General features: G+C 69.1%; 18 protein-coding genes. 5 read left to right on the forward strand and 13 right to left on the reverse strand.

What is annotated here, in order from left to right; all coding sequences use genetic code 11:
• Positions 1–134: 134 nt before the first annotated feature.
• From rpoC to AB1285_RS11620, 6 genes are all read right to left on the reverse strand, one after another.
• Positions 135–4,010: a DNA-directed RNA polymerase subunit beta' gene (gene rpoC, locus AB1285_RS11595; RefSeq protein ID WP_187663361.1), complete on the reverse strand. Its 3,876-nt coding sequence runs from the start codon at positions 4,008–4,010 to the stop codon at positions 135–137.
• A gap of 108 nt (positions 4,011–4,118) precedes the next feature.
• The gene (locus tag AB1285_RS11600) at positions 4,119–7,622 is read right to left on the reverse strand and encodes a DNA-directed RNA polymerase subunit beta (RefSeq protein WP_259952987.1); all 3,504 of its coding nucleotides are present in this window, start codon (positions 7,620–7,622) and stop codon (positions 4,119–4,121) included.
• A gap of 276 nt (positions 7,623–7,898) precedes the next feature.
• Positions 7,899–9,698 carry an ABC transporter ATP-binding protein gene (locus tag AB1285_RS11605; RefSeq protein ID WP_370428328.1) on the reverse strand — a complete coding sequence of 600 codons (1,800 nt, stop codon included), beginning with the start codon at positions 9,696–9,698 and terminating at the stop codon, positions 7,899–7,901.
• Entirely contained in the window at positions 9,695–10,660 is a 966-nt protein-coding gene (locus AB1285_RS11610) for an ABC transporter permease (protein WP_259952983.1), read from the reverse strand. The genes AB1285_RS11605 and AB1285_RS11610 overlap by 4 nt, the downstream gene beginning before the upstream one ends.
• A 34-nt stretch (positions 10,661–10,694) precedes the next feature.
• Entirely contained in the window at positions 10,695–11,699 is a 1,005-nt protein-coding gene (locus AB1285_RS11615) for an ABC transporter permease (protein WP_060922593.1), read from the reverse strand.
• 82 nt (positions 11,700–11,781) lie between these two features.
• A complete protein-coding gene (locus AB1285_RS11620; RefSeq protein ID WP_187663358.1) occupies positions 11,782–13,455 on the reverse strand; it encodes an ABC transporter substrate-binding protein in 1,674 nt (557 codons plus the stop codon).
• 167 nt (positions 13,456–13,622) lie between these two features.
• On the opposite strand from AB1285_RS11620, the gene AB1285_RS11625 reads away from it, so the two are divergent.
• Positions 13,623–14,543 (forward strand): sugar kinase, encoded by a 921-nt coding sequence (locus AB1285_RS11625; protein WP_187663357.1) that lies wholly within the window; start codon positions 13,623–13,625, stop codon positions 14,541–14,543.
• Positions 14,544–14,553: 10 nt separating this feature from the next.
• Here AB1285_RS11625 and AB1285_RS11630 read toward each other — a convergent pair whose 3' ends face one another.
• The 5 genes from AB1285_RS11630 to AB1285_RS11650 are packed head-to-tail and all read right to left on the reverse strand — an operon-like array spanning position 14,554 to position 20,058.
• A complete protein-coding gene (locus AB1285_RS11630) occupies positions 14,554–15,429 on the reverse strand; it encodes a MurR/RpiR family transcriptional regulator (RefSeq protein ID WP_259952981.1) in 876 nt (291 codons plus the stop codon).
• Positions 15,430–15,443: 14 nt separating this feature from the next.
• Positions 15,444–16,952 (reverse strand): glycoside hydrolase family 3 protein, encoded by a 1,509-nt coding sequence (locus AB1285_RS11635; protein ID WP_259952979.1) that lies wholly within the window; start codon positions 16,950–16,952, stop codon positions 15,444–15,446.
• Positions 16,949–17,782 (reverse strand): carbohydrate ABC transporter permease, encoded by an 834-nt coding sequence (locus tag AB1285_RS11640; RefSeq protein ID WP_187663354.1) that lies wholly within the window; start codon positions 17,780–17,782, stop codon positions 16,949–16,951. Before AB1285_RS11640 ends, AB1285_RS11635 begins: the two co-directional genes overlap by 4 nt.
• Positions 17,779–18,753 (reverse strand): carbohydrate ABC transporter permease, encoded by a 975-nt coding sequence (locus AB1285_RS11645; RefSeq protein WP_370428329.1) that lies wholly within the window; start codon positions 18,751–18,753, stop codon positions 17,779–17,781. Before AB1285_RS11645 ends, AB1285_RS11640 begins: the two co-directional genes overlap by 4 nt.
• A gap of 15 nt (positions 18,754–18,768) precedes the next feature.
• Positions 18,769–20,058: a sugar ABC transporter substrate-binding protein gene (locus AB1285_RS11650; RefSeq protein ID WP_259952977.1), complete on the reverse strand. Its 1,290-nt coding sequence runs from the start codon at positions 20,056–20,058 to the stop codon at positions 18,769–18,771.
• A 147-nt stretch (positions 20,059–20,205) separates the two neighbouring features.
• Here AB1285_RS11650 and AB1285_RS11655 point away from each other — a divergent pair, with 147 nt between their 5' ends.
• From AB1285_RS11655 to AB1285_RS11670, 4 genes are all read left to right on the forward strand, one after another.
• On the forward strand, positions 20,206–21,471 hold the full coding sequence (locus tag AB1285_RS11655; protein ID WP_187663351.1) for an LCP family protein: 1,266 nt from the start codon (positions 20,206–20,208) through the stop codon (positions 21,469–21,471).
• Between the two features lie 31 nt (positions 21,472–21,502).
• A complete protein-coding gene (locus AB1285_RS11660) occupies positions 21,503–22,363 on the forward strand; it encodes a spermidine synthase (RefSeq protein WP_370428330.1) in 861 nt (286 codons plus the stop codon).
• 81 nt (positions 22,364–22,444) lie between these two features.
• A complete protein-coding gene (locus AB1285_RS11665; RefSeq protein WP_187663349.1) occupies positions 22,445–22,972 on the forward strand; it encodes a hypothetical protein in 528 nt (175 codons plus the stop codon).
• A gap of 44 nt (positions 22,973–23,016) precedes the next feature.
• The gene (locus AB1285_RS11670) at positions 23,017–23,505 is read left to right on the forward strand and encodes a SprT-like domain-containing protein (protein ID WP_187663348.1); all 489 of its coding nucleotides are present in this window, start codon (positions 23,017–23,019) and stop codon (positions 23,503–23,505) included.
• A 31-nt stretch (positions 23,506–23,536) separates the two neighbouring features.
• Here AB1285_RS11670 and AB1285_RS11675 read toward each other — a convergent pair whose 3' ends face one another.
• Positions 23,537–24,052: a DUF3054 domain-containing protein gene (locus AB1285_RS11675; protein WP_366236332.1), complete on the reverse strand. Its 516-nt coding sequence runs from the start codon at positions 24,050–24,052 to the stop codon at positions 23,537–23,539.
• A 26-nt stretch (positions 24,053–24,078) separates the two neighbouring features.
• The gene (locus AB1285_RS11680) at positions 24,079–24,741 is read right to left on the reverse strand and encodes a 2-phosphosulfolactate phosphatase (RefSeq protein ID WP_370428331.1); all 663 of its coding nucleotides are present in this window, start codon (positions 24,739–24,741) and stop codon (positions 24,079–24,081) included.
• Positions 24,742–24,757 lie beyond the last annotated feature (16 nt).

Below are 24,757 nucleotides of genomic sequence, written 5' to 3' on the forward strand. Positions count from 1 at the left end.
GCCTCCATGCCGTCACGAGCAGCCGACGGCGGCCTGCCGTCCCGGTATCTCCTGAGTTGTGCACACCCGAACGGACCGAGGGACGACGAAGGCCCCGGGGAGAACCCCGGGGCCTTCGTTCACTCACTCACACCTCAGTTGTAGGTACCGGGGGTGATGTCGTCCGTCGAGAACGCGTCGAAGTCGACGTAGCCGAAGTCGCCGTCCGCGTACGCACCGTCGGATGCGAAGATCCGGTTCGGGTAGCGCTCGCTCTTGGCTTCCTCGGTGGCCTCGACCGTGACGTCGCGGTACTTCGAGAGACCGGTTCCGGCGGGGATGAGCTTTCCGATGATGACGTTCTCCTTGAGACCGACCAGCGGGTCGCGCTTGCCCTCCATGGCGGCCTGCGTGAGCACGCGGGTCGTCTCCTGGAAGGACGCAGCGGACAGCCACGACTCGGTCGCGAGCGACGCCTTCGTGATACCCATCAGCTCCGGGCGACCGGACGCGGGGCGCTTGCCCTCGGCCACGGCCTCGCGGTTGATCTGCTGGTAGCGCTTCAGGTCGACCATCTCACCCGGCAGCAGGGTCGTGTCGGCGTGATCGACGACGGTGACCTTGCGGAGCATCTGACGGACGATGACCTCGATGTGCTTGTCGTGGATCGGCACACCCTGCGAGCGGTAGACGCCCTGGACGCCGCCGACGAGGTACTTCTGCACCTCGCGGGCACCCATGACGCGCATGACCTCCTTGGGGTCGAGCGTGCCGACCTGCAGGGGCTGACCGACCGAGACGTGCTGGCCGTCCTCGACGAGGAGGGTGGCACGCTTCAGCACCGGGTAGACGACGGGCTCGTCGCCGTTGTCGGGCGTCAGGATGACCTTCTTGGCCTTCTCGGTCTCGTCGATCGTGATGCGGCCGTCGGCCTCCGCGATCGGCGATGCACCCTTGGGGGTACGCGCCTCGAACAGCTCCTGCACACGGGGCAGACCCTGCGTGATGTCATCCGCCGACGCCGAACCACCGGTGTGGAAGGTACGCATCGTCAGCTGGGTACCGGGCTCACCGATCGACTGGGCCGCGATGATGCCGACGGCCTCGCCGATGTCGACGGTCTTGCCGGTCGCGAGCGAACGGCCGTAGCACTGCGCGCACACACCGACGGCGGAGTCGCACGTCAGGACCGAACGGACCTTGATGGTCTCGACACCGAGTCCGACGAGCTTGTCGATGAGCACGTCGCCCACGTCGTCGCCGGCCGAAGCGAGAACCTCGCCCGACTCGCTCACCACGTCGGAGGCCAGCGTGCGGGCGAACACCGAGTTCTCGACGTTCGCGTCGCGCACCAGCTCACCCTGCGAGTTCGGAGCGGCGATCGGGAGCTCGAGGCCCTTCGACGTGCCGCAGTCCTCTTCGCGGATGATGACGTCCTGCGAGACGTCCACCAGACGACGGGTCAGGTAACCCGAGTCGGCGGTACGTAGAGCGGTGTCGGCCAGACCCTTACGGGTACCGTGCGTCGCGATGAAGTACTCCGCCACCGACAGACCCTCGCGGTACGAGGAGATGATCGGACGCGGGATGATCTCACCCTTGGGGTTGTTCACCAGACCACGCATACCGGCGATGTTCCGGATCTGCAGCCAGTTACCACGGGCGCCGGAGGACACCATGCGGTTGATGGTGTTGTCCTCCGGGAAGTGCGCCTTCATCGCGGCCTGCACCTCGTCGGTCGCCTCGGTCCAGATCTTGATGAGCTCCTGACGACGCTCGGCGTCGGTCGTGAGGCCCTTCTCGTACTGGGACTGGACCTTCGCGGCCTGCTTCTCGTAGCCCGCGACGATCTCCGCCTTGTTCGGCGGGGTGAGGATGTCGCTCAGCGCGACGGTCACACCCGAACGGGTCGCCCAGTAGAAACCGGCGTCCTTGATGCGGTCCAGCGTGGCGGCCGTCTCGACCTTGGGGTACTCCTCGGCCAGCTTGTTGACGATCTGCGACAGCTTGCCCTTGTCGGCCTGCTCGCGCACGAAGGGGTAGCCCTTCGGGAGCGCGTCGTTGAAGATCGCCTGACCCAGCGAAGCGTCGACCAGGCCGTGCTTCTCGTAGCCCTCGGGAGCCTCGCCCTCGAGGAAGGCCAGACCCGGGATGCGGATGCGGACCTTCGCCTGCAGGTCGAGCGTGCCCTCGTCGTACGCGAGCTGTGCCTCGCCGACGGAGCCGAACGCACGACCCTCGCCCTTGGCGCCGGCCTTGACCGTCGTCAGGTGGTGCAGACCGATGATCATGTCCTGCGAGGGCAGGGTCACCGGACGGCCGTCCGACGGCTTCAGGATGTTGTTCGACGCGAGCATCAGCACGCGGGCCTCGGCCTGAGCCTCGACCGACAGCGGCAGGTGCACGGCCATCTGGTCACCGTCGAAGTCGGCGTTGAACGCCGCGCAGACGAGCGGGTGCAGCTGGATGGCCTTGCCCTCGACGAGCTGCGGCTCGAACGCCTGGATGCCGAGACGGTGCAGGGTGGGTGCACGGTTCAGCAGCACCGGACGCTCGCGGATGATCTCCTCGAGCACGTCCCAGACCTCGGGACGGGTGCGCTCGACGGCGCGCTTCGCGGCCTTGATGTTCTGCGAGTGACCGAGGTCGATCAGGCGCTTGATGACGAACGGCTTGAAGAGCTCGAGCGCCATCTGCTTGGGCAGACCGCACTGGTGCAGCTTCAGCTGCGGGCCGACGACGATGACCGAACGGCCCGAGTAGTCGACGCGCTTGCCGAGCAGGTTCTGGCGGAAGCGACCCTGCTTTCCCTTGAGCATGTCGCTCAGGGACTTCAGGGCGCGGTTGCCGGTACCGGTGACGGGGCGACCGCGGCGGCCGTTGTCGAACAGGGCGTCGACGGCCTCCTGCAGCATCCGCTTCTCGTTGTTGACGATGATCTCGGGGGCACCGAGGTCGATCAGGCGACGGAGACGGTTGTTGCGGTTGATCACGCGGCGGTACAGGTCGTTCAGGTCGGAGGTCGCGAAGCGGCCACCGTCGAGCTGGACCATCGGACGCAGCTCCGGCGGGATGACCGGGACGACGTCGAGAACCATCGCGGCCGGGCTCATGCCGGTCTCGAGGAACGAGCTGACGACCTTGAGGCGCTTGATCGCACGGATCTTGCGCTGGCCCTTGCCCTCCGAGATCTGCAGACGCAGGTTCTCGGCCTCGGCGGCCAGGTCGAAAGCGGCCAGGCGACGCTGGATCGCCTCGGCACCCATGTATGCCTCGAAGTACTGGCCGAAGCGGTCCTGCAGCTCGTGGAAGACGTCGTCCTCCGGGCGCAGGGCACCGACCTCGAGCGTGCGGAAGTCCTCCCACACGCGCTCCAGCTTCAGGATCGCCTCGTCGGCACCCTTGCGGATGAGCGACATCTCCTTCTCGGCGGCGTCCTTGACCTTCTTCTTGGCGTCGGCCTTGGCACCCTCGGCCTCGAGGGCCGCGAGCTCCTCCTCCAGCTTCGCCAGGCGCTCCGCGATCTTCGAGTCGCGGCGGTCGCCGAGCGTCTTCAGCTCGAGACGGATGTTGTTCTCCTGGGTGCCCAGGTCGCGGTGACGGGCATCCTCGTCGACCGAGATGACCATGTACGCGGCGAAGTAGATGACCTTCTCGAGGTCCTTCGGCGCCATGTCCAGCAGGTAGCCGAGGCGCGAGGGCACGCCCTTGAAGTACCAGATGTGGGTGACGGGAGCGGCGAGCTCGATGTGACCCATGCGCTCACGACGGACGGAGCTCTTGGTGACCTCCACGCCGCAGCGCTCGCAGACGATGCCCTTGAAGCGGACGCGCTTGTACTTGCCGCAGGCGCACTCCCAGTCACGGGACGGGCCGAAGATCTGCTCTCCGAAGAGACCGTCCTTCTCCGGCTTGAGGGTGCGGTAGTTGATGGTTTCGGGCTTCTTGACCTCGCCGTAGGACCACGCGCGGATGTGGTCTGCGGTCGCCAGGCCGATGCGAAGCTCATCGAAAGTTGTGGACTCGAGCACTAGTTCTCCTGTGTCGGAAATTCTTTTTGAGAAGTCTGGGCTTCGACGGGCTCAGCGACCCGGTGGGTCCTGATCCCAGGAACCTGGGTCCCTGAGCCCGTCGAAGGGTTAGATCTCGTCGATCGAGGCGGCCTCGAAGCGGCTGGAGATGTTGATACCGAGTTCCTCTGCGGCGCGGAACGCCTCGTCGTCGGTGTCGCGGAGGTTGACCAGCGTGCCGTCGGCCGAGAGGACCTCGACGTTCAGGCAGAGCGACTGCATCTCCTTCATGAGCACCTTGAACGACTCGGGGATGCCGGGCTCCTGGATGTTCTCGCCCTTGACGATCGCCTCGTACACCTTGACGCGGCCGAGGATGTCGTCGGACTTGATCGTGAGGAGCTCCTGGAGGGCGTACGCCGCACCGTAGGCCTCGAGGGCCCACACCTCCATCTCACCGAAGCGCTGTCCACCGAACTGCGCCTTACCACCGAGCGGCTGCTGGGTGATCATCGAGTACGGACCGGTGGAGCGGGCGTGGATCTTGTCGTCCACCAGGTGGTGGAGCTTCAGGATGTACATATAGCCCACGGAGATCGGCGCCGGGAACGGCTCGCCGGAGCGGCCATCGAACAGCTGCGTCTTGCCGCTCGAGTCGATCAGGCGCAGGCCGTCACGGGTCGGGAGCGTCGAGTCGAGCAGACCGGAGATCTCCTCCTCGCTGGCACCGTCGAACACCGGGGTGGCGACCTTGGTGCCGGGCGCGGCCTCGAAGGCCTGCTGCGGCAGCTTGGCGGCCCACTCCGGGGTGCCCTCGACCTTCCAGCCCTGCTTCGCGATCCACCCGAGGTGGGTCTCGAGCACCTGGCCGAAGTTCATTCGACCCGGGATGCCGAGCGGGTTGAGGACGATGTCGACCGGCGTGCCGTCCGAGAGGAACGGCATGTCCTCGATGGGGAGGATCTTCGCGATGACACCCTTGTTGCCGTGGCGGCCGGCGAGCTTGTCACCCTCGGTGATCTTGCGCTTCTGGGCGATGTAGACCACGACGCGGCGGTTGACGCCGGAGCCGAGCTCGTCGTCACCGTCCTCGGCGTTGAACTCCTTGACCGCGATGATCGTGCCCTGCTCGCCGTGCGGCACCTTCAGGGACGTGTCGCGGACCTCGCGGCTCTTCTCGTTGAAGATCGCGCGGAGCAGGCGCTCCTCGGCCGACAGCTCGGTCTCGCCCTTCGGCGTGACCTTGCCGACGAGGATGTCGCCGGGGCGGACCTCGGCGCCGATGCGGATGATGCCGCGCTCGTCGAGGTCCTTCAGCAGCTCCGGGCTGACGTTGGGGAGGTCACGGGTGATCTCCTCCTTGCCGAGCTTCGTGTCGCGGGCGTCGACCTCGTACTCCTCGATGTGGATCGAGGAGAGGGTGTCGTCCTTCACCAGGTCCTGGCTCAGGATGATGGCGTCCTCGAAGTTGTAGCCCTCCCACGTCATGAACGCGACGAGGAGGTTCTTTCCGAGGGCCAGCTCGCCGTTCTCGGTGGCGGGGCCATCGGCGATGACCTCTCCGACCTCGACGCGCTCACCGGCGTTGACGACGACCTTCTGGTTGTAGGAGGTGCCCTGGTTCGAGCGGTCGAACTTGCGCAGGTGGTACTCCTGCGTGCCGCCCTCGTCGAGCATGACCACGACGCGGTCCGCGGAGACCTCGGAGACGACACCGGCCTTCTCGGCGGTGATCACGTCACCGGCGTCGATGGCGGTGTAGCCCTCCATACCGGTTCCGACGAGCGGCGAGTCGCTGCGGAGCAGCGGCACGGCCTGACGCTGCATGTTGGCGCCCATGAGCGCGCGCTGCGCGTCGTCGTGCTCGAGGAAGGGCACGAGCGAGGTCGCGACCGACACCATCTGGCGCGGCGAGACGTCGATGTAGCCGATCTCCTCCGGGAGGAACAGGTCGACCTCACCGCTGCCGCCCTTCGGGCGCGCGAGCACGTGGCTCTCGCGGAAGCGACCCTTCGCATCGAGCGGCGCGTTGGCCTGCGCGATGTTGTAGTCGACCTCCTCGGAGGCGGTCAGGTAGTCGATCTGGTCGGTCACGACACCGTCGACGACCTTGCGGTACGGGGTCTCGATGAAGCCGAACGAGTTGATGCGCGCGAAGGTCGCGAGCGCACCGATCAGGCCGATGTTCGGGCCTTCCGGGGTCTCGATCGGGCACATGCGGCCGTAGTGCGAGGGGTGGACGTCACGGACCTCGACGCCGGCGCGGTCGCGGCTCAGACCACCGGGGCCCAGAGCCGACAGACGACGCTTGTTGGTCAGACCCGCGAGCGGGTTGTTCTGGTCCATGAACTGCGACAGCTGCGAGGTTCCGAAGAACTCCTTGATCGCGGCGACGACGGGACGCACGTTGATCAGGGTCTGCGGCGTGATGGCCTCGATGTCCTGCGTGGTCATGCGCTCGCGGACGACGCGCTCCATGCGGGACAGACCGGTGCGGACCTGGTTCTGGATCAGCTCGCCGACCGCGCGGATACGACGGTTGCCGAAGTTGTCGATGTCGTCGGTCGCGAGACGGATCTCGGTCTTCTTGCCGCCGCGGATGCCCTCGAAGGTCTCCTCGGTGCCCGCGTGCAGACGCACGAGGTACTTGATGGTGGCGACGATGTCCTGCACCGTCAGCACCGACTCCGTCAGCGGGGTGTCGAGACCCAGCTTGTGGTTGATCTTGTACCGGCCGACCTTGGCGAGGTCGTAGCGCTTCGGGTTGAAGTAGAAGTTGTCGAGCAGCGCGCGGGCGGCCTCGGCGGCGACCTGCTCGCCCGGACGCAGCTTGCGGTAGATGTCGCGCAGCGCGTCTTCCTTGGTGACGATGGTGTCCTTCGCGAGCGTCTCCTCGATCGAGGTGTAGCCGGCGAACTCCGCGAGGATCTCCTCGCTGGTCATGCCCAGCGCCTTGAGGAAGACCGTGACGGACTGCTTGCGCTTGCGGTCGACGCGGACGCCGACCTGGTCGCGCTTGTCGATCTCGAACTCGAGCCACGCGCCGCGGCTCGGAATGACGCGCGCCGACACGATGTCCTTGTCGGACGTCTTGTCGGGGGTCTTGTCGAAGTAGACACCCGGCGAGCGCACGAGCTGCGAGACGACGACGCGCTCGGAGCCGTTGATGATGAACGTGCCCTTGTCGGTCTGCAGCGGGAAGTCGCCCATGAAGACCGTCTGAGTCTTGATCTCACCCGTGAGGTGGTTCATGAACTCGGCCTCGACGTAGAGCGGGGCCGCGTACGTCTTGCCGCGCTCCTTGCACTCCTCGATGGAGTACTTCTCGGGCTCGAGGTACGGGTTCGTGAACGACAGCTGCATCGTCTCGCCGAGGTCCTCGATCGGGGAGATCTCCTCGAAGATCTCGCCCAGACCGCTGTTCTCGTTCACGTCGGTGCGACCGGCGGCCTTGGCCTCGGCCACGCGCGCCTTCCAGGCGTCGTTGCCGACCAGCCAACCGAAGGACTCGGTCTGCAGGGCGAGAAGGTCCGGGACCGTCAGCGTGTCGGAGATCTTGGCGAACGAGAGACGGGAAGCTCCGCGTCCGTTCTTGGTGGTGGTGGATGTGGATGCGTTGGGAGCAGCAGCCAAGGGAATAACCTCCGTGAGCCCCGCAGGGCTTCTCGATTCCTTTGTCGTCAGGTGGAGTGCGCTCAGAAGCTCACGAGATGCCGACCACCATATGAGGGCAGGGAGAAGCGAGCGCAACTACCAACTATAGACGCGATCTCACGACATGGCAAGCGCAATCCTTGACCAATCTTCCTCGCTGCGGTAATGGGACGGCCGAGACCCCGCCTTCGCGTCGAAACCCCGCCCTCGCCGCGGGGGCAGGGCGGGGTTTCGACGCGAAACCGGGGTCTCGGGTCAGGACGCGATGTTGAGCTCGTTGCCGGGGATCGAGGCGAGGAGGCGGCGCGTGTAGGGGTCGCGAGGGTTGGTGAAGATCTCCTCCGACGTCGCGGCCTCCACGAGCTTCCCGTCCTTCATCACGCACACGTAGTCGCTGATGAGCCGCACCACCGCGAGGTCGTGCGAGATGAACAGGTAGCTCAGCCCGTACTCGCGCTGCAGGTCGCCCAGCAGCCGCAGGATCTGATCCTGCACGAGCACGTCGAGCGCCGACACGGGCTCGTCGCACACGATGAGGTCAGGCGACAGGGCCAGCGCCCGCGCGATCGCCACACGCTGACGCTGCCCGCCGGAGAGCTCGGACGGGTAGCGCCGCAGCATCGACTGCGGCAGCGCGACGTCGTCCAGGAGCTGCCGCACGCGCTTGCGCCGGTCTGCTCCGCTCCCCCGCTTGTAGAACTCCAGCGGCTCCGCGATCAGCCGCTCGATCGTGAACATGGGGTTCAGGCTGGAGTACGGATCCTGGAAGATGGGCTGCACCCGCTGCCGGAAGTCCTTCGTCTCCGCGCGGCTCAGGGTCGAGATGTCCTTGCCCTCGTAGCGGATGAGGCCGCTCGTGGGCTCGATCACCTTGAGGAGCATGCGCGCGGTCGTGGTCTTGCCCGACCCCGACTCCCCCACGATCGCGACGGTCTCGCCGCGCGGGATCGCGAGCGAGACGCCGTCGACCGCGACGAAGTCCTCGTGCTTGCCGCGCACGGGGTACACCTTCGTGAGGTTCTCGATCTCGACGATGTTGCCCTTCGACGAGCTCAGGGACCCAGCCTTCTCCAGGGTCGCTGAGCCTGTCGAAGCGCCCTCCTGGGTCGCTGAGCCTGTCGGAGCGCCCTCCTGGGTCGCTGAGCCAGCCTCCTCCTGGGTCGCTGAGCCTGTCGAAGCGCCCTGCACGAAGGCTTCCGGGCGCAGCCGTGCCACCGCGACCGACGGCGCGGCCTTCACGAGCGACTGGGTGTACGGGTGCTGCGGATCCTCGAGGATCTGCCGCGCGGGACCCTGCTCGACGACCTTGCCGCGGTGCATCACGATCACCCGCTCGGCCCGCTCGGCGGCGAGCCCGAGGTCGTGCGTGATGAGGAGCACGGCGGTGCCGAGCTCCCTGGTCATCTCGCCGATCTGGTCGAGGATGGTCTGCTGCACGGTCACGTCCAGGGCGCTGGTGGGCTCGTCCGCGATGAGCAGCCGCGGCTTGCACGCCAGCCCGATCGCGATGAGCGCCCGCTGCCGCATGCCGCCGGAGAACTCGTGCGGGTACTGCTTCGCACGGCTCTCCGGATCCGGGAGGCCGGCGGCGGTGAGCGCCTCGACGACCTTGGACTGCACGTTCTGCCGGGTGGCGAGGCCGTGGGCGAGCAGCGTCTCGGCGACCTGGGTGCCGATCTTCGCGACCGGGTTGAGGTTGGACATGGGGTCCTGCGGCACGAGGCCGATGTCCCGTCCGCGGATCGACCGCAACTCGTTCTCGGAGGCGCGGGAGATCTCCCGCCCGTCGAGTCTGATGCTGCCGGCGGCCACCTTCCCCCCGCCCGCGAGCAGACCGATGATCGCCATCGCGGTGGTCGACTTGCCGGAACCGGACTCGCCGACGATCGCCACCGTCTCCCCGGGGCGGATCTCGAGGTCGACGCCCTCGACGGCGTGCACGACGCCGTCCATGGTGGCGAAGTCCACCGCCAGGCCCTCGACCGACAGCAGGGGCTCGTCCGCCATGCCGTTCTCCTTCGCGGCGCGCACGGCGCCCTCGTCATGGATGTTCATCGTGCCCTCGTCCTCGGGTCCATGGCCTCACGCAGCGCCTCGCCGAGCAGGGTGAAGCCCAGCGCGGTGACGGCGATGCAGATGCCGGGGAGGAACGCCAGCCACGGGGCGATCGCCAGCTCGGCCTGTGCGTACGTGAGCATGCGGCCCCACTCGGCGGTCGCGGGCCCGCCGCCGCCGAGACCGAGGAACGACAGCGCTGCCGCGTCGATGACCGCGGTCGCGAGGGTCAGGGTGCCCTGCACGATGACCGGACCGATGGCGTTCGGGAGGACGTGCGACATCGTGATCCGGCCGCGGCCGAGGCCGAGTGTCTGCGCCGACAGCACATAGTCGCTGGAGCGCTGCTGGAGCATGGACGCCCGCAGCAGGCGCGCGAAGATCGGCACCTGGGAGGCCCCGATGGCGATCATCACGGCGTACGGCGTCTGTCCGAGGATCGCGGCGATCGACACCGCCAGCAGCAGGTTCGGCACCGACAGGATGATGTCGACGACGCGCATGATGACCGTGTCGACCCAGCCGCCGAACGTGCCGGCGAGGAGTCCGAGGATCATGCCGCCGACGAGACCCATCGCGGTGGAGACGACGCCGATCAGCAGCGACGCCTGCGCGCCCCAGATGAGCTTCGACAGCACGTCGCCGCCGAACCGGTCCAGACCGAGCGGGAACTGCGGCAGCTCCCCCGGGCCGGGGATGTGCGTGGGCGTGATCTCCTTCGCCCCAGGGAGCGCGGTCTCGGGGTACGGAGCGAGGACCGGCGCGAGCACCGCGACGAGCAGGAAGAGGAGCACGATGACGGCGCCGATCCACGCCGTCGGGTTGCGCCGGAGCCGGCGGAAGACGTCGCGCCAGAAGCCGCCGCCGCCGTCCTTGAGGTCGGCCTGGGCGATCGCGACGGTGTCGATGCTCCCGCCGCTCTCGGCGGACGGGCCCTGTGCGGGTGGGAGGGCGATGCTCATGCGAGCGCCTCCTTTCGGATGAGGGAGGAGGACATCACTGCACTCTCACTCTCGGATCGATGAAGCTGTACGACACGTCCACGGCCAGGTTGATGAGGGCGTAGGCGATCGCGATGAAGATGATGAACCCCTGCAGCACCGGGAAGTCGCGCGTGAAGATCGCCCGCGCGAGGAACGACCCGATGCCGGGGAAGGCGAACACCGTCTCGGTGAGCACCGCCCCCGAGATGAGCAGTCCCGTCTGCAGACCGATCGTCGTGATGACCGGGAGCATGGCGTTCCGGAGGATGAACCGGCTGCGCAGGGTGGCGGAGCCCACGCCCTTCGCCCGCCCCGTCCGCACGTAGTCGGCGTTCTGCACCTCCAGCACGCTCGCCCTGGTGATGCGGACGATGATCGCGAGCGGGATGGTGCCGAGGGCGAGCGCCGGGAGGATCAGGTGGAGGATCGCATCCCATGCGGCGTCGAACTCCCCCGTGATGATGCCGTCCCAGACGTAGAAGCCCGTGGGATGGGTCGCATCGATCCGTGGATCCTGCCGACCGTCCGAGGGCAGCCAGCCCAGCTGCACGGCGAAGACGTACTTGAGGATGAAGGCGAGGAAGAACACCGGGATCGTGATGCCGATGAGGCTCAGCACGACCGACGCGTGATCGGTGAACTTTCCGTGGCGACGGGCCGCCCAGTATCCGAGCGGGATGCCGACCCCGATGGCGAAGATGAGCGCCGCGACGCTCAGCTCGATCGTCGCGGGGAATCGGCGGAGGAACTCCTCCGTGACCGGCCGGTTGGTCTGGATGGACGTACCGAAGTCGCCCTGCAGCAGCCGGGTGACCCAGATGAAGTACTGCTCGATGAGGGGCTTGTTGAAGCCGTAGAGCTCGTTGACCCTGGCGATGGCCTCCGGGGTGGCCTTCTCGCCGAGGAGGGCGACCGCGGGGCCGCCGGGGAGGGCCCTGACCCAGGCGAACAGCAGGATGCTGAGCCCGAACAGGGTGGGGATGAGGAACAGCAGTCGCCTGCCGATGGTGCGCAGCACAGAGTTCTCCGTCGATCAGAAGGTACGCCGTGCCCCGGTTCCGCAGGAGCGGAACCGGGGCTCGGCATATCAAAAGTCAGGCCTACTTCGTGAGGACGATGTCCGTGAAGACCTCGTCGTTCACCGGGCTGGCGGGGTAGCTCTCGACGCGCGGGTCGAAGGCGAGCGTCGGCGCCGGGTGCGCGAGCGGGACGCCGGGGATGAACTCCGCGACCATCTCGTTGATGTCCTCGTACAGCGCCGTCTGGTCGTCGAGGTTGGAGACCCCGCGCGCCTCGGTCAGCGCCTGGAACAGCTCCGGGTTGTCGAAGCCCCACTCGGAGCTCTTCTGGCCGAAGAAGACGCCGACGAAGTTGTCGGTGTCGTTGTAGTCGCCGGTCCAGCCGAGCAGGTGGATGCCGTGGTCGGCGGTGCCGGTGGTGCGGTCGAGGTACTCGACCCACTCCTCGGAGACCGGGGTGGTCTCCACGCCGACCTCGGAGAGCTGCGACGACAGGACGGTGTAGATCTGCTCGGGGTCCGGCATGTACGGACGCGAGACGTTGACCGGGTAGTTGAAGTCCAGCGCCAGCGGGTTCGCCTCGTCGTAGCCCGCCTCCGCGAGGAGCTCCTTGGCCTTCTCCGGGTCGTAGTCGTAGGTCGTGACCTCGTCGTTGTAGCCGTTGACCACCGGCGGGACGAACTGCGTCGCCTTCTCGGTGCCCTCCGGGAGGACCTGGCTGATGAGGGCGTCCTTGTCGATCGCGTAGGACAGCGCCTCACGCACCTTCGGGTCCTGCAGCTCCGGGATCGCCTGGTTGAAGGCGAGGTAGAGGATCGTGAACGGGGGACGCGACACCATGGTGAAGTCATCCTCCTCCAGCGCCTTCGTGTCGGCGGGGCCCACGAGGTCGTAGCCGTCGATGGAACCCGACTCGAGCGCCTGGCGACGGGCCGTCGGGTCGTCGATGGTGCGGAAGATGATCTCGTCGATCTGGCCGGCCTCGCCCCAGTAGTCGTCGTAGGCCTTGAGCGTGACCTGCTCGCCCGGTGCCCACTCCTCGAACTGGTAGGGGCCGGTGCCGACCGGGTGTCCCATGGCGTACTCGGAGAGCTGCGGGGCCTCGGCGGTGCCGCCGACCTCGTCGGCGCCGAACTCCTGCATCGCCGAGGGGCTCTGCATGCCGAAGGCCGGCAGCGACAGCGAGGCGATGAAGCCGGCGAACGGCTTGTTCAGCTCGATGGTGACGGAGTTGTCGCCGTCCGGCGTGCACGACTTGTAGACCGCGTCCTCCGGGTTGGAGGCGTAGCCCTTGAAGAGCTTGTTGTAGTAGTACCCGAAGGCCTCGGAGGCGGCGAGACCGGTCCAGTTGTACCAGCGGTCGAAGTTGGCACAGACGGCCTCGGCGTTGAACGGGGTGCCGTCCTGGAAGGTCACACCCTCCTTCAGCGCGAAGGTGTGGGACATGCCGTCCTCGGACGACTCCCACGACTCCGCCAGCAGCGGTGCCGGGTCGGCCGTGCCGGGTTCCGTGCCCACCAGACCCTCGAAGATCTGGCGGGAGACGCGGAAGGTCTCGCCGTCCTGCGCGAACGCCGGGTCGAGGCTCGCGGGATCCGAGGAGGCGGCGAAGACGAAGGTGCCGTCGACGTCACCCGATCCTTCCGACCCGTTGTCCCCGCGCTCGCTGGCGACGCATCCGGCGAGTGCGAGAGCGGCGATGGTCGCTCCGGTGACGGCGGCGAGTCCTCGCCGAGGCATGGCTGACTGGTGCATGTGTGTATGACCTTCCCTGTCGGGCGCTTCCTTGCGCGTCTCCGGGCATCGTCGCCGCGGAGACGGTGATTCCTCGAAGGTACCCAGCGGCCCGGCGGATGCCAAGAGTCCGATGTTGCGATCCGGTATCGACGCGGGGCCGCCGTCGATCCGGTAATGTCCAGAACGTGCCGGACACCACTCCCCTCGTCGTGTGCCTGGGCGAGGGCCTGGTCGCCCTCGTCTCCGCCACCGCCGGGCCGCTCGAGACCTGCCGCACGTTCCACCGCTCCCTCGCCGGAGCGGAGTGGAACACCGCGATCGCACTCGCCTCCGCCGGCATCCGGACCGCGGTCGTGTCCCGCGTCGGGGACGACGGGTTCGGACGGTTCCTCACCGCCGAGCTCCGTGCGCACGGGGTCGACGACCGCGCCGTCGAGGTCGACCCGGTCGCGCCGACGGGGCTCTACGTCAAGGAGCTCTCGCCGCGGACGGACGGCGCCGTGGACGGGACCATGCACTATTACCGTGCGGGGTCGGCCGCGGCGGCGCTGTCACCGGGTTCGCTGGAGTCGCCGGTGGCGACGGAGCTGCTCGCCGCGGCAGCCCTCGTGCACACCTCCGGCATCACGCCGGCGCTCTCTCCGTCCGCACGCGCCGCCCAGGAGGCCCTGGTGGCGGCGCCCCGACCCGGCCGCCTCGTCAGCTTCGATCTCAACTGGCGCCCCGCGCTGTGGCGGGGGCGGGAGGACGAGGGGCGTGCCCTGCTCACCGACCTCGCCCACCGCGCCGACATCGTCTTCTGCACCCGGCCGGATGCCGAGGCCGTGTTCGGGACGAGCGCGCCGGACGACCTGCGGACGCTGTTCCCCGAGCCGCGGTACCTGGTCGTGACTCACCCCGCCGGTGCCGTCGCGTTCGACGGCGCGGAGCGCGCGGCCAGCGACGCCCTCGACGTACCGGTCGTGGAGACGATCGGAGCGGGCGACGCGTTCGCCGCGGGCTTCCTCGCGGGCGTCCTGACCGGTCTGACCCTGGGTGGGAGCCTGGCCCGCGCCCACCGCATCGCGACGCGCGCGATCACCAGCACGCGGGACCACGTCGACTGACCGGGCGACCTCAGTCCGCGTGACGTCCACGCCGCGGCGGGACCGCGTCGTGCGTGCGCTGCAGCGACACCGCGACGTGCTCGCCCCGGTGCTGCACGATCCGCACGAAGAGCACATCGATGAGCGCGAGCTGCGCGATGCGGCTCGACATGGCGGCCATCCGGAACGGCGACTCCTGGGCCTGGCTGAGGAGCACGACGTCGGCGATGGCCGCGAGCGGGGAGTCCGCAGCGCTCGTCACCGCCACCGCGAGTGCACCCGTGGCCCGCGCGACCTCCAGGGCGCGGACCGTCTCGGCCGTCTCGCCGCCGTGTGAGAAGGCGATCGCCACGTCGGCGGACGACCGCAACGAGGCCGCGGTGATCGCGAGGTGCGGATCGGCCGAGTGGGTCACCGAGCAGCCGATTCGGGACAGCTTGAGCTGGAGATCCTGGGCGGTCAGCGACGACGCCGCCTGCCCGAACAGGTCGATGTGCCGGGCGACGACCACCGCCCGCGCGACCCGGTCGAGGGCGTCCGCGTCCAGGGCCCGTGCCGTCTTCTCGATCGCGTCGATCTCCTGCGCGGCGAGCTTCGCGGCGATCGCGGCCGGCCCGTCGTCCCGGTCGATAGCCGTGGAATCGAGTCCGAAGCGGGCCTGCTGCGCCTGTGCGAGGGTGACCGCGCGGGCGACGGCCACCCGGAGTTCCCGATAGCCGCTGTAGCCCAACGACTGCGCGAACCGGGCGACGGTCGAGAGCGAGGTCTGGCAGAGCTGCGCGAGGTCGTTGATCGCGAGGTCCACCACGAGGGTGGGGTCCCCGAGGATCCTCTCGGCGACGCGTCCCTCCGCCGCGCTGAGCTTGGGGAGGGAGCGCCGCACCACGGCCAGAACGTCGTCGTCCATGCGCTGATCCCGTCTCAACCGGCGGCGGTCGTCCTCTGTCGGGGCACGAAGCGGCCGAGGAGCGCGTCCCGCGCGGTCTGAGCGCCGAGCCGGCTGGCGGCACCGACCTCGATGGTGGGCAGCGGCAGCGGCTCCTGTACGTGCAGGCCGACGTTCACCACGACCGCTCCCGGATCCCGGAGCGCGGTCCGCTCGATGAGTGCGCGCTGCGCCGGCTCCGCATCCGGCCGGTCCACGAGGACGACCGTCGTGCCGGTCGCCGCGGCGACCTCGTCGATCACGGCGTCCTGCTCGTCCACGGTGCGCGCGGCCACGTCGAGCCGCACCCGGACGCCGTCTCCCGCGAGCGCTTCGGCCACGTAGGAGGCGGCGCTGTCCACCGCGAGCGTCGAGCGACGTCGGGCGTCGATCACCGCCAGGGCGTCGGCGGCCTCGGGTGCGACGCCGGTCAGCGACACGGACCGACGGACGATCTCGGCGGCGTCGAACGCGGCGATCTCCTCGTCCGAGGCATCGCTCGTGCGCAGCCGGGTGGCGAGGGCCGACACCCGCGCGGCGGCCTCCTCGACGCGCTCCCGGGAGAGCGAGCCGTCACGCAGCGCGGCCACGATCCCGTCGCGGGCGGCGAGGAAGTCGCGGCGGTCCTGGTCGGGAAGGGCGGCGTCGCCGGGGTTGGTCGGGTTTCCGATGCACAGGAGGTCGGCGCCGGCGGCCAGAGCGAGGGCGGCGCCTCCTCCCAGCCCGACGGTCTCGCGGATCGCGGCCATGTCCAGCGCATCGGTGATGATGACGCCCCGGAAGCCCCACTCCCGCAGCATGCCGAGCACACGCGGGTTGAGGGTCGCCGGCTGCGCGCCCCACGCCGGGACGACGATGTGCGCGGTCATGATCGCGTCGACGCCCGCCTCGACGGCCGCCCGGAACGGCTCGAGGTGCACGCGTTCGTACTCGGCCACGTCGAGCGCGATCTCGGGAAGCGCGTGATGCGAGTCGAGGTGGGTGTCGCCGTGACCGGGGAAGTGCTTGACGCACGCGGCGACGCCGCCGTCCTGGATGCCGTCGACCGTGGCGACGACGTGGCGCGTCACCAGCGCCTCGTCGGATCCGAACGAGCGCACGCCGATGACGGGGTTGCGCGGGTCGGTGTTGACGTCGGCGACCGGACCGAGCACCACGTTCGCACCGACGGCGCGCACGCGACGGGCGAGCTCCGCTCCGGTCCGCTCCGACGCGACCACGTCGTCGAGAGCACCGAGCTGCGCGGCGCCGGGAAGGGTCGAGCCGCTCCCGGACTCCAGCCGCGTGACGCTGCCGCCCTCCTCGTCCACGCCGATCAGGGCGTCCGGGTTCGCGTCGAGGATCTGCGCACTCAGCGCGGGCAGTCCCTCTCCCACGTTCTGTCCGAAGTACACGACTCCGGCCAGGCCGTCGCGCAGCTCCTCCACGAGCCAGGCGGGCGCCGTGGTGCCGAGGAACCCGGGCCAGAGCACGCCGTTCGCGAGGCGCTCGAGCTCGTCGGTCATCCCTTCACCGCTCCCGCGACCATGCCGGCGGAGAGCCGGCGCTGCACGATGACGAAGAAGATCATGACGGGCACGGTGATGATCGTGGAGGCGGCCATGATGCTGCCCCAGTCGTTCGAGTACAGGCCGAAGAACGACTTGAGCCCGATCGAGACCGTGTACTGGTCGGTCTGCGCGCCGAGGATCGTCATGGCGAAGATGAACTCGTTCCACGCCGTGATGAAGCTGAAGATGCTCGTCGCGACGAGGCCGGGCATCACCAGGGGCAGCAGGATCGAGCGGAACATCCGCCACCAGCTCGCGCCGTCGATGTAGGCGGCCTCCTCGAGCTCGACCGGGACGGCGGCGACGAAGCCGCGCAGCATCCAGATGCCGAACGCGAGCGACAGCGCCACGTAGACCACCATGAGGCCGATGATGCTGTTCAGCAGGCCGAGGCTCTTCACCTGGAGGAACAGCGGGATGACCAGGGCCTCGAGCGGCACCATCTGCACCACGAGGATCATCATCAGGACCGTGGTGCGGAACTTGAAGCGGAACCGCGCCACGGCGACCGCCGCGAGCAGGCAGACGATCGCGCTGACGAGCACCGTGACGAGGGCCACGATGGCGGAGTTGCGCAGGTAGGTGCCGAAGCCGCCCTCGGTGAGCACGAAGGCGAAGTTGTCCCACGTGAACTCCTGCGGGAGGAGCGACTGCCCACCGCTGGAGGCCTTGCCGTCGAACGCGCTGGAGACCATCCAGTAGACGGGGAACAGCGTGAAGATGAGGACGGCGGCGACGCCGATGCCGAGTCCGATGCGCGACCGGAGCCTGGGGCGGGGGTTCACAGCTCGTCCTCCTTCATGAGGGAGCGGATGTAGACGATCGTGATGCCGATCAGCACGAGGGTCAGCAGCACCGCCAGCGCGGCGCCGAACCCGTAGCGGTTCTGACCGAACGACTCCACGTACGACCACACGCCGAGGTTGAGCACCTGACGGTTGCCGCCGCTGCCGCCGGGCATGAGGTAGACCTGCGCGAAGACCTTGAAGTCCCAGATCGTCGACAGGATGATGACGACGGAGAAGACGGGCTTGAGCGTCGGGAAGATGATCTTCCAGAAGCGGCGCCACGCGCCGGCCCCGTCGAGCGCCGCGGCCTCGAGCATCTCCTTCGAGACGCCCAGGAGGCCGGCGAGCACGGTGATGGCCACGAACGGGAAGCCGTGGTGGACGACGTTCAGCAGCACGATCGCGTAGAACGACCACTGGTTAGTGAACCAGTTGACCTGACCGTCGATGAGGCCGAGGTCCTGCAGGACGCTGTTGAAGATGCCGCGGTCGGCATCGAAGATGAAGGTCCAGACGTACGTGCCGGTCACGGCGGGCATCGCCCACGCGACCATGATGCAGCTGGAGACGATGGTGCGCCACACGGTGCCCAGCCGCGCCAGCAGCAGCGCCACGAGGGTTCCGAGTGCGACGGTGGTGAACACCGCGACGGCCGCGAAGCCGACCGTGTTGGGGAGCACCACCGTCCACAGGGTCGGATTGGTGAGCGCCTCGGCGTAGTTGTCCAGCCCGATCCAGTTGCTCTCACCGGTGTTGATCTCGCGCAGACCGTAGTCCTGCAGCGAGTAGAGGAACACCTGCACGAGCGGCCAGAGCATCAGCCCCGCGAGGATGATCAGCCCGGGGGCGAGGAGGAGCCAGGGGCGGGCCGTGACGATCGAGAGACCCCGACGCTTCCGGCCGCCGGCCACGGAGGCGGAGGAGGGCTCCACCTTCGTGGCCGGCAGTGGCGCTTGCACCATCGACATGGAAGGAATGGTTCCTTACTGGTTGAGCAGTTCGGTCATCTCGGCAGCGGCGTCCTTCGTCGCGGTCGCGACGTCCTTCTGCCCGCTGAGGATGGCCTGGATCATGGCGTTGGTGGTCTTCTTCGCCTGCACGGCGCCGAAGTTCGGCGTGACCGGGACGGACGCGCCGCCGTCGACCATCTGCTCGGCGAACGGTGCGACGAGCGGGTCGGTCGAGGCGAGGGCCTCCTCCATCGCGGACTGGACGCCAGGGAAGTAGCCGGTCTCGTCGGACCACTGCTCGGCGAACTCACCGGTGGTCATGAGCTTGACGAACTCCCACGCGAGGTCGGCGTTCTTCGTGGTGTTGAACACCGACAGGTGCGAGCCGCCGAGCACGGAGGGCGCGATGCCGCCGTCCTGGCCGGGGATCACGGCGGCGCCGATCTTGCCCTCGAGCTCGGGGTTGGCCTCGATGAGGGCGTTCGGCGTCCAGGAGCCGGAGAGCATCATCGCGACGTTGCCCTGCGTGAAGGCGTCCCGGAGGTCGGTCTCCTTCCACGTGGTCGCACCGGCCGACGAGAAGCCGTGCTCGGTGGCCAGACCCGTGTAGAACTCGATGCCGGCCTGCGACTCGGCGCTGTCGAGCTCGCTGGTCCAGGTGTCGCCGTCCTTCGTGGCGATCTCGCCGCCGGCGCCCCAGACCCAGGGGTAGACCTGGAACTCGGCGTCGCCCGCGACGGGGAAGGGCAGCATGTCGGGCTTGGCGGCCTTGATGGCCTCACCCGCGGCGACGATGTCGTCCCAGGTCTTCGGAGCCTCGAGACCGAGCTCCTCGAACACGTCGGTGCGGTAGACGATGGAGCGGACGCCGGCGTACCACGGCATGCCGTACAGCTCGTCCTCGTAGGTGCCGGCGACGGCGAGGCCCTCGACGAGGTCGTCGCGGAGGCCGTCCTCGGCGTCGACGTACTCGTCGAGCGGGAGGAGCGCGCCGGCGTCGGCGAACTCCGCGGTCCAGGTGGTGCCGGTCTCGGCGATGTCCGGGGTCGTGCTCCCGGCGATCGAGGTCACGAAGCGGTCGTGGGCGTCGGCCCACTGGATCTCCTCGATGGTGACCTTCGCACCGGTCTCCTCCTCGAAGGCCTCCGAGACCTTGTCGTAGAAGGCGGTCGCGTCGGGGTTGGTCCCCTTCATGATCCAGACGGTCAGCTCCTGGCCCTCGCCGTTGGTCGAGCCGTTGTCACCGCTGCCGCCGGCACAGCCGGCCAGAGCGATCGTGGCGACGGCGCCGAGCGCCACCGCCGGAAGAATGCGCTTGTGCATGGGGGGATCTCCTCTTTGAAAGTCCAGGTGTGCATCGGGTGCGTACCGGGGATAGGAAAAAGTATTCACGACTAACTAATTCCCTGCAAGTTCCTCCCAGAATCGTCACACCGCCGTAACATCAGGCCTCCGGGGTAGGCTCCCCGCATGCCCCGACGTGGATCTGACGCCGACCGCCGCCCACTCCCCCGGCATGCCCCGCACCCTGCACGCGGACGCGCGTCCCGCGTGCTCCGCGGGCTCGGGATCGGACTCGCCGTGGTGCTGGTCTCGACCGCGGCGGTCGCCGGGTTCCTCGTCTGGGACGTGTTCAACCGCGTGGGCGACGGGGCCGTCACCCTGGAGGGTGCACCGCAGGTCGACCCGCCCACCCTCGGCGCGTATCCCGACGACAAGGCCTTCAGCATCCTCATCGTGGGCACGGACGAATGCGGCCCGAAGGCCACCGCGCTCTTCGATGAGCGCTGCGCCGAGGCGGACGGCCTCAGTCGGAACGACGTGAACCTCCTCGTGCACGTCTCCGCTGCCCCGCGGAACGTGACCGTCGTCTCCCTCCCCCGCGACCTCGGCGTGCCCGTGCCGGAATGCACCCGCGAGGACGGCTCCGTCGCGTCGGCGATGGAGAAGGCATCGATGAACTCGCTGTTCGAGCACGCCGGCCTCTCCTGTATCGCGAAGACCGTGAGCGAACTGGGTGACATCCCCGTGGAGTTCGCCGCCAAGATCAGCTTCGACGGCGTCATGGCCGTCACCGATGCGATAGGCGGGGTCGAGGTCTGCATCGCCGGCGACGGCATCCGCGACCGCCACACGGGCATCGACTGGCCGGCGGGCATGCGGACGGTCTCGGGCGTGGAGGCGCTCCAGTTCATCCGCACCCGGCACGGCGTGGGGGACGAGAGCGACCTCGCCCGCATCTCCAATCAGCAGCAGTACATGTCGCGACTGGCCAAGAAGGTGCTGAGCGAGGAGACGCTGACCGACATCCCCAAGGTGCTCCGGCTGACGAACGCCATCGCCGACAACATCGACCCCAGCGACGAGCTCGCCGACCCGCTGCGGCTGGCGCAGCTCGCGCTCGCTCTCAAGGACGTGAGGTTCGGCGACTTCGCCTTCGTGCAGTATCCGAACGTCGTCGACCCGTTCGACGACGACAAGGTCGTGCCCGACGAGGACGCCGCCGCCGCGCTCTGGGATGCGGTGAGGGCCGGCAAACCGCTGCAGCTCACCGGAGACGTGACGACGCACCGCGGCGTGGAGCTCGTCACCCCCGCTCCCACGGCGCCCACGGCCCCGGAGTCGGACCCCGGTCCCGAGGCGACCGCAACGCCGGATGCCCGCGCGACCCTCCCGCCGGAGGTCTCGGGCCAGACCCTCGAGCAGGAGACCTGCGCGGTGGGCAACCAGCGCTGACCCGAGGCGGGCGCGGCGTAGGCTCGACGACATGGGACGGACGCGATCACGGGATGCCGAGCACCCGCAGACCCGTCTCGACCACGGCGGAATCGCCCGCATCGTCCCCTCCGAGTTCACGAGCGGCTTCGAGCTCGTGGTCGACGAGACCCCGCAGTCCCACGTCGATCTGGACGACCCCACTCACCTGCACTTCGAGTACATCGTGCGGATGGGCGCCGTGATCGACCAGCTCCGCCCCGGACCGCTCACCGCCGTCCACCTCGGCGCCGGCGCCCTGACGATCCCCCGCTACATCGACGCGACGCGGCCGGGGTCCCGTCAGCAGGTCATCGAGCTGGAGGCCCCGCTCGTCCAGCTCGTCCGCGAGCACCTCCCGCTGCCGAAGGGGGCGGCGATCCGCCTGCGCATCGGCGATGCCAGGGAGGGAGTCCGCAAGCTCCCGGCCGCCCTGCACGCCGCCTGCGATCTCGTCGTCTCCGACGTGTACTCGGGCGCGCAGACCCCCGCCCACCTCACGAGCGTGGAGTTCTACCGCGAGCTCGCCGCGCTGCTCGCGCCCGGCGGGGTGCTGCTGGTCAACGTCGCCGACGGCCCCGGTCTCTCGTTCGCCCGTCGACAGGCCGCGACGATCGCCGAGGTCCTTCCGGAGATCGGCATCCTCGCCGACACCCAGGTGCTCAAGGGCCGCCGCTTCGGCAATCTCGTGGTGGCGGCATCCGCCGCGCCGCTGCCGACGGAGTGGCTGCCACGGATGCTGGCCGCCGGCCCGCACCCCGCGAAGATCGCCCAGGGGGACGAGGCCCGCGCCTTCCTCCAGGGGGCCCGCATCGTCACCGATGCCGACGCGGTCGCCTCCCCGCGCCCGGATGCGTCGCTGTTCCTGCGCTGACCGGGCGCGCCGCCCCGAGGAGCGCGGAAGCGGCAGGCAGACTGGACGGGGACAGTCGCGGGGACGCGCGGAAGGAGAGCAATGAGTTTGATCCGGGGATACGACCAGGAGAGCCTCCGCGAACGCGTCGACCTCGATGAGTGCGCCGCCCGCCTGGACGAGATCGAGGAGCAGCGGAGCCTTCCCGCCCTGCTCGAGCGCGTGTGGCTGCTGAAGGTGCTCGGTCGCCTCGACGACGCCCTCGTCCTCGCCGACGAGGCGGTGCGGCAGGCCCGCATGGCCGGCACGCGCAAGGACGTGCTCCGCGCCCGCGTGCTCCACGCCACGATCCTGCAGTACCGCGGGGCCCACGCCGCCGCCGAGCAGGAGCTGGCCACCTGCGCCACGGAGGCCGAGGGCCAGCGTTGGCTGTCGATCGCCGCGTTCGCCTACCAGCACCACGGCAAGAACGCCTACGATGCGGGAGACTACGAGACCGCGCGGGAGAGCTTCAAGCAGTCGCTGTTCCTGCGGCGCGAGTCCGGCGCCGAGGACCGCGAGCTCGAGACGGTGCTGCTGGCCATCGAAGCCGTGGAGCGTCGTCGTCCGGCGCAGCTCGTCGCGGGCTGACGCCGATGCGCCTGAGTGTCCGCGGCATGCCTTAGCCTGAGCGCATGGCGGAACTTGACCGCGTGCGCGTCTGGGGCGAGGCACTGATCCGGTTGCATCTCGACGACAGCTGGTCGTTCGACTTCGACCATGCCAAGCGTCGCGCCGGGCAGTGCGACTACACGCGCAAGCGCATCACCGTGTCGCGGTACCTCGCCGCCCGTTTCGAGGACGACGACATCCATCAGGTGCTGCTGCACGAGGTCGCGCACGCGCTCGCCGGGCACAAGGCGGCGCACGGTCCGGCGTGGAAGCGCGTGGCGCGCGACCTGGGCTACGTCGGCGGTACGACGCATCACGGGGAGACCGCGGTCGAGCTCGCCCCCTGGGTGGGGCGATGCCCGGCCGGACACGTCACGTACCGCCACCGGCGCCCGACGCGAGCCACGTCCTGCGCCCGGTGCTCCCGCACATTCGACGCGCAACATCTGTTCGCCTGGACGCGTCGTGAGATCACCACCGACGCCCGGCTCGCGGCGCAGGCGCCGCGCTGAGTCCTGCCGGAGCGGCGCGAGCGGAGCCGTGTCAGGCCGACGGGCCGCCGGGACGGGCCTGCTCATCGGAGGCGGATCGGTTCTCCTCATCGGGCGTGTGCGCCTCATCATCCGGCGCCACCTCTTCGGCGACCGGTGCGGCCTCCGGAGCGGGCACGGCGGAGTCCTCCCCCGTCGCAGCCGCCGCGGTCACGCGTCGGCGACGGACGAGCGCGGTGAGCCCACGCCAGCCGAGCAGGAACACGCCGAGCACGAGCGTCGCCACGATGATGAAGGGCAGCTCCGCGGTGTCTCCGCTGAGCAGCCGCAGCAGCATGCCGCCGACGACCGTCACCGCCCAGACCACCGCGCCCCACGGCAGCGACCACGGCCGACGCGGGCGCCCGGGGAGCAGCGCCGCGACAGCGTGCCCGAGCAGCAGGGCGACGAGGAAGGGCCAGGCCGTGAGAAGGAACCCCGCCGGGTCCTCCTGGTGGGAGGCCCGGCCGATGGCGGCGAAGACGAGGACGAGGACGGCGTCGACGAGGAGAGCGGGGAGGAACCTCATTCCTCGACCCTACGCGGAAGGCGCGCTCACTCGTAGCGCGTGAACCGCCCGTCGCGCAGGACGGGGACGGTGTCCGCGGCATCGAGGACGGCCGCGTCGGCGGTGCTGGTCGGCTCCAGTCCGGCGGCCCGGATCCGATCGGTGGCCGGGACGCCGGCCTGCAGCTCGCGTCCGGAACCCGTCGCCCCGATCAGGTGCTTCACCGCGCGCCGCAGGGCACGGAAGCCCTCCGCTGCCACGGCCGCGTCCGGCGCCGTGTGGTCGATGCCGAGATCGGTCAGAGCCGCGGCGATCGCGCCGGCCCCGAGCTGGTCCTCCACCGCGACGCGCAGCTCCCCCGCGGCGTCGAGCTCCCCCGCCGGGATGAGTGCCACCGAGGTGCGGCCCTGCCGGCGCTCCTGCTCGATCTGCACGGCCCTGGCCACGGCACCGGCGTTGCGGATCGCGCCCAGCAGGACGGTGGCCCCGGTCGAGGCGGCGGCATCGGCCACCGCCGCCCCGTTCCGCGACCATCCGAGGGCTGTCGAGAGGTCGACGTCCGTTCCCGCGGCCACCGCGTCGACGACCGTCGAGGAGAACCGGAGGACGTCGATCACCACGACCATGTCGGCCGGGGCGAGGCGGGCGAGCCCTGACACCCCCCAGTCGAGTCGGACCTGGTACGGGGACTGATCGAACGGCGACGGCATCCGTCCAGCCTAGAGC

The organism is Microbacterium sp. NRRL B-14842 (assembly GCF_050470785.1).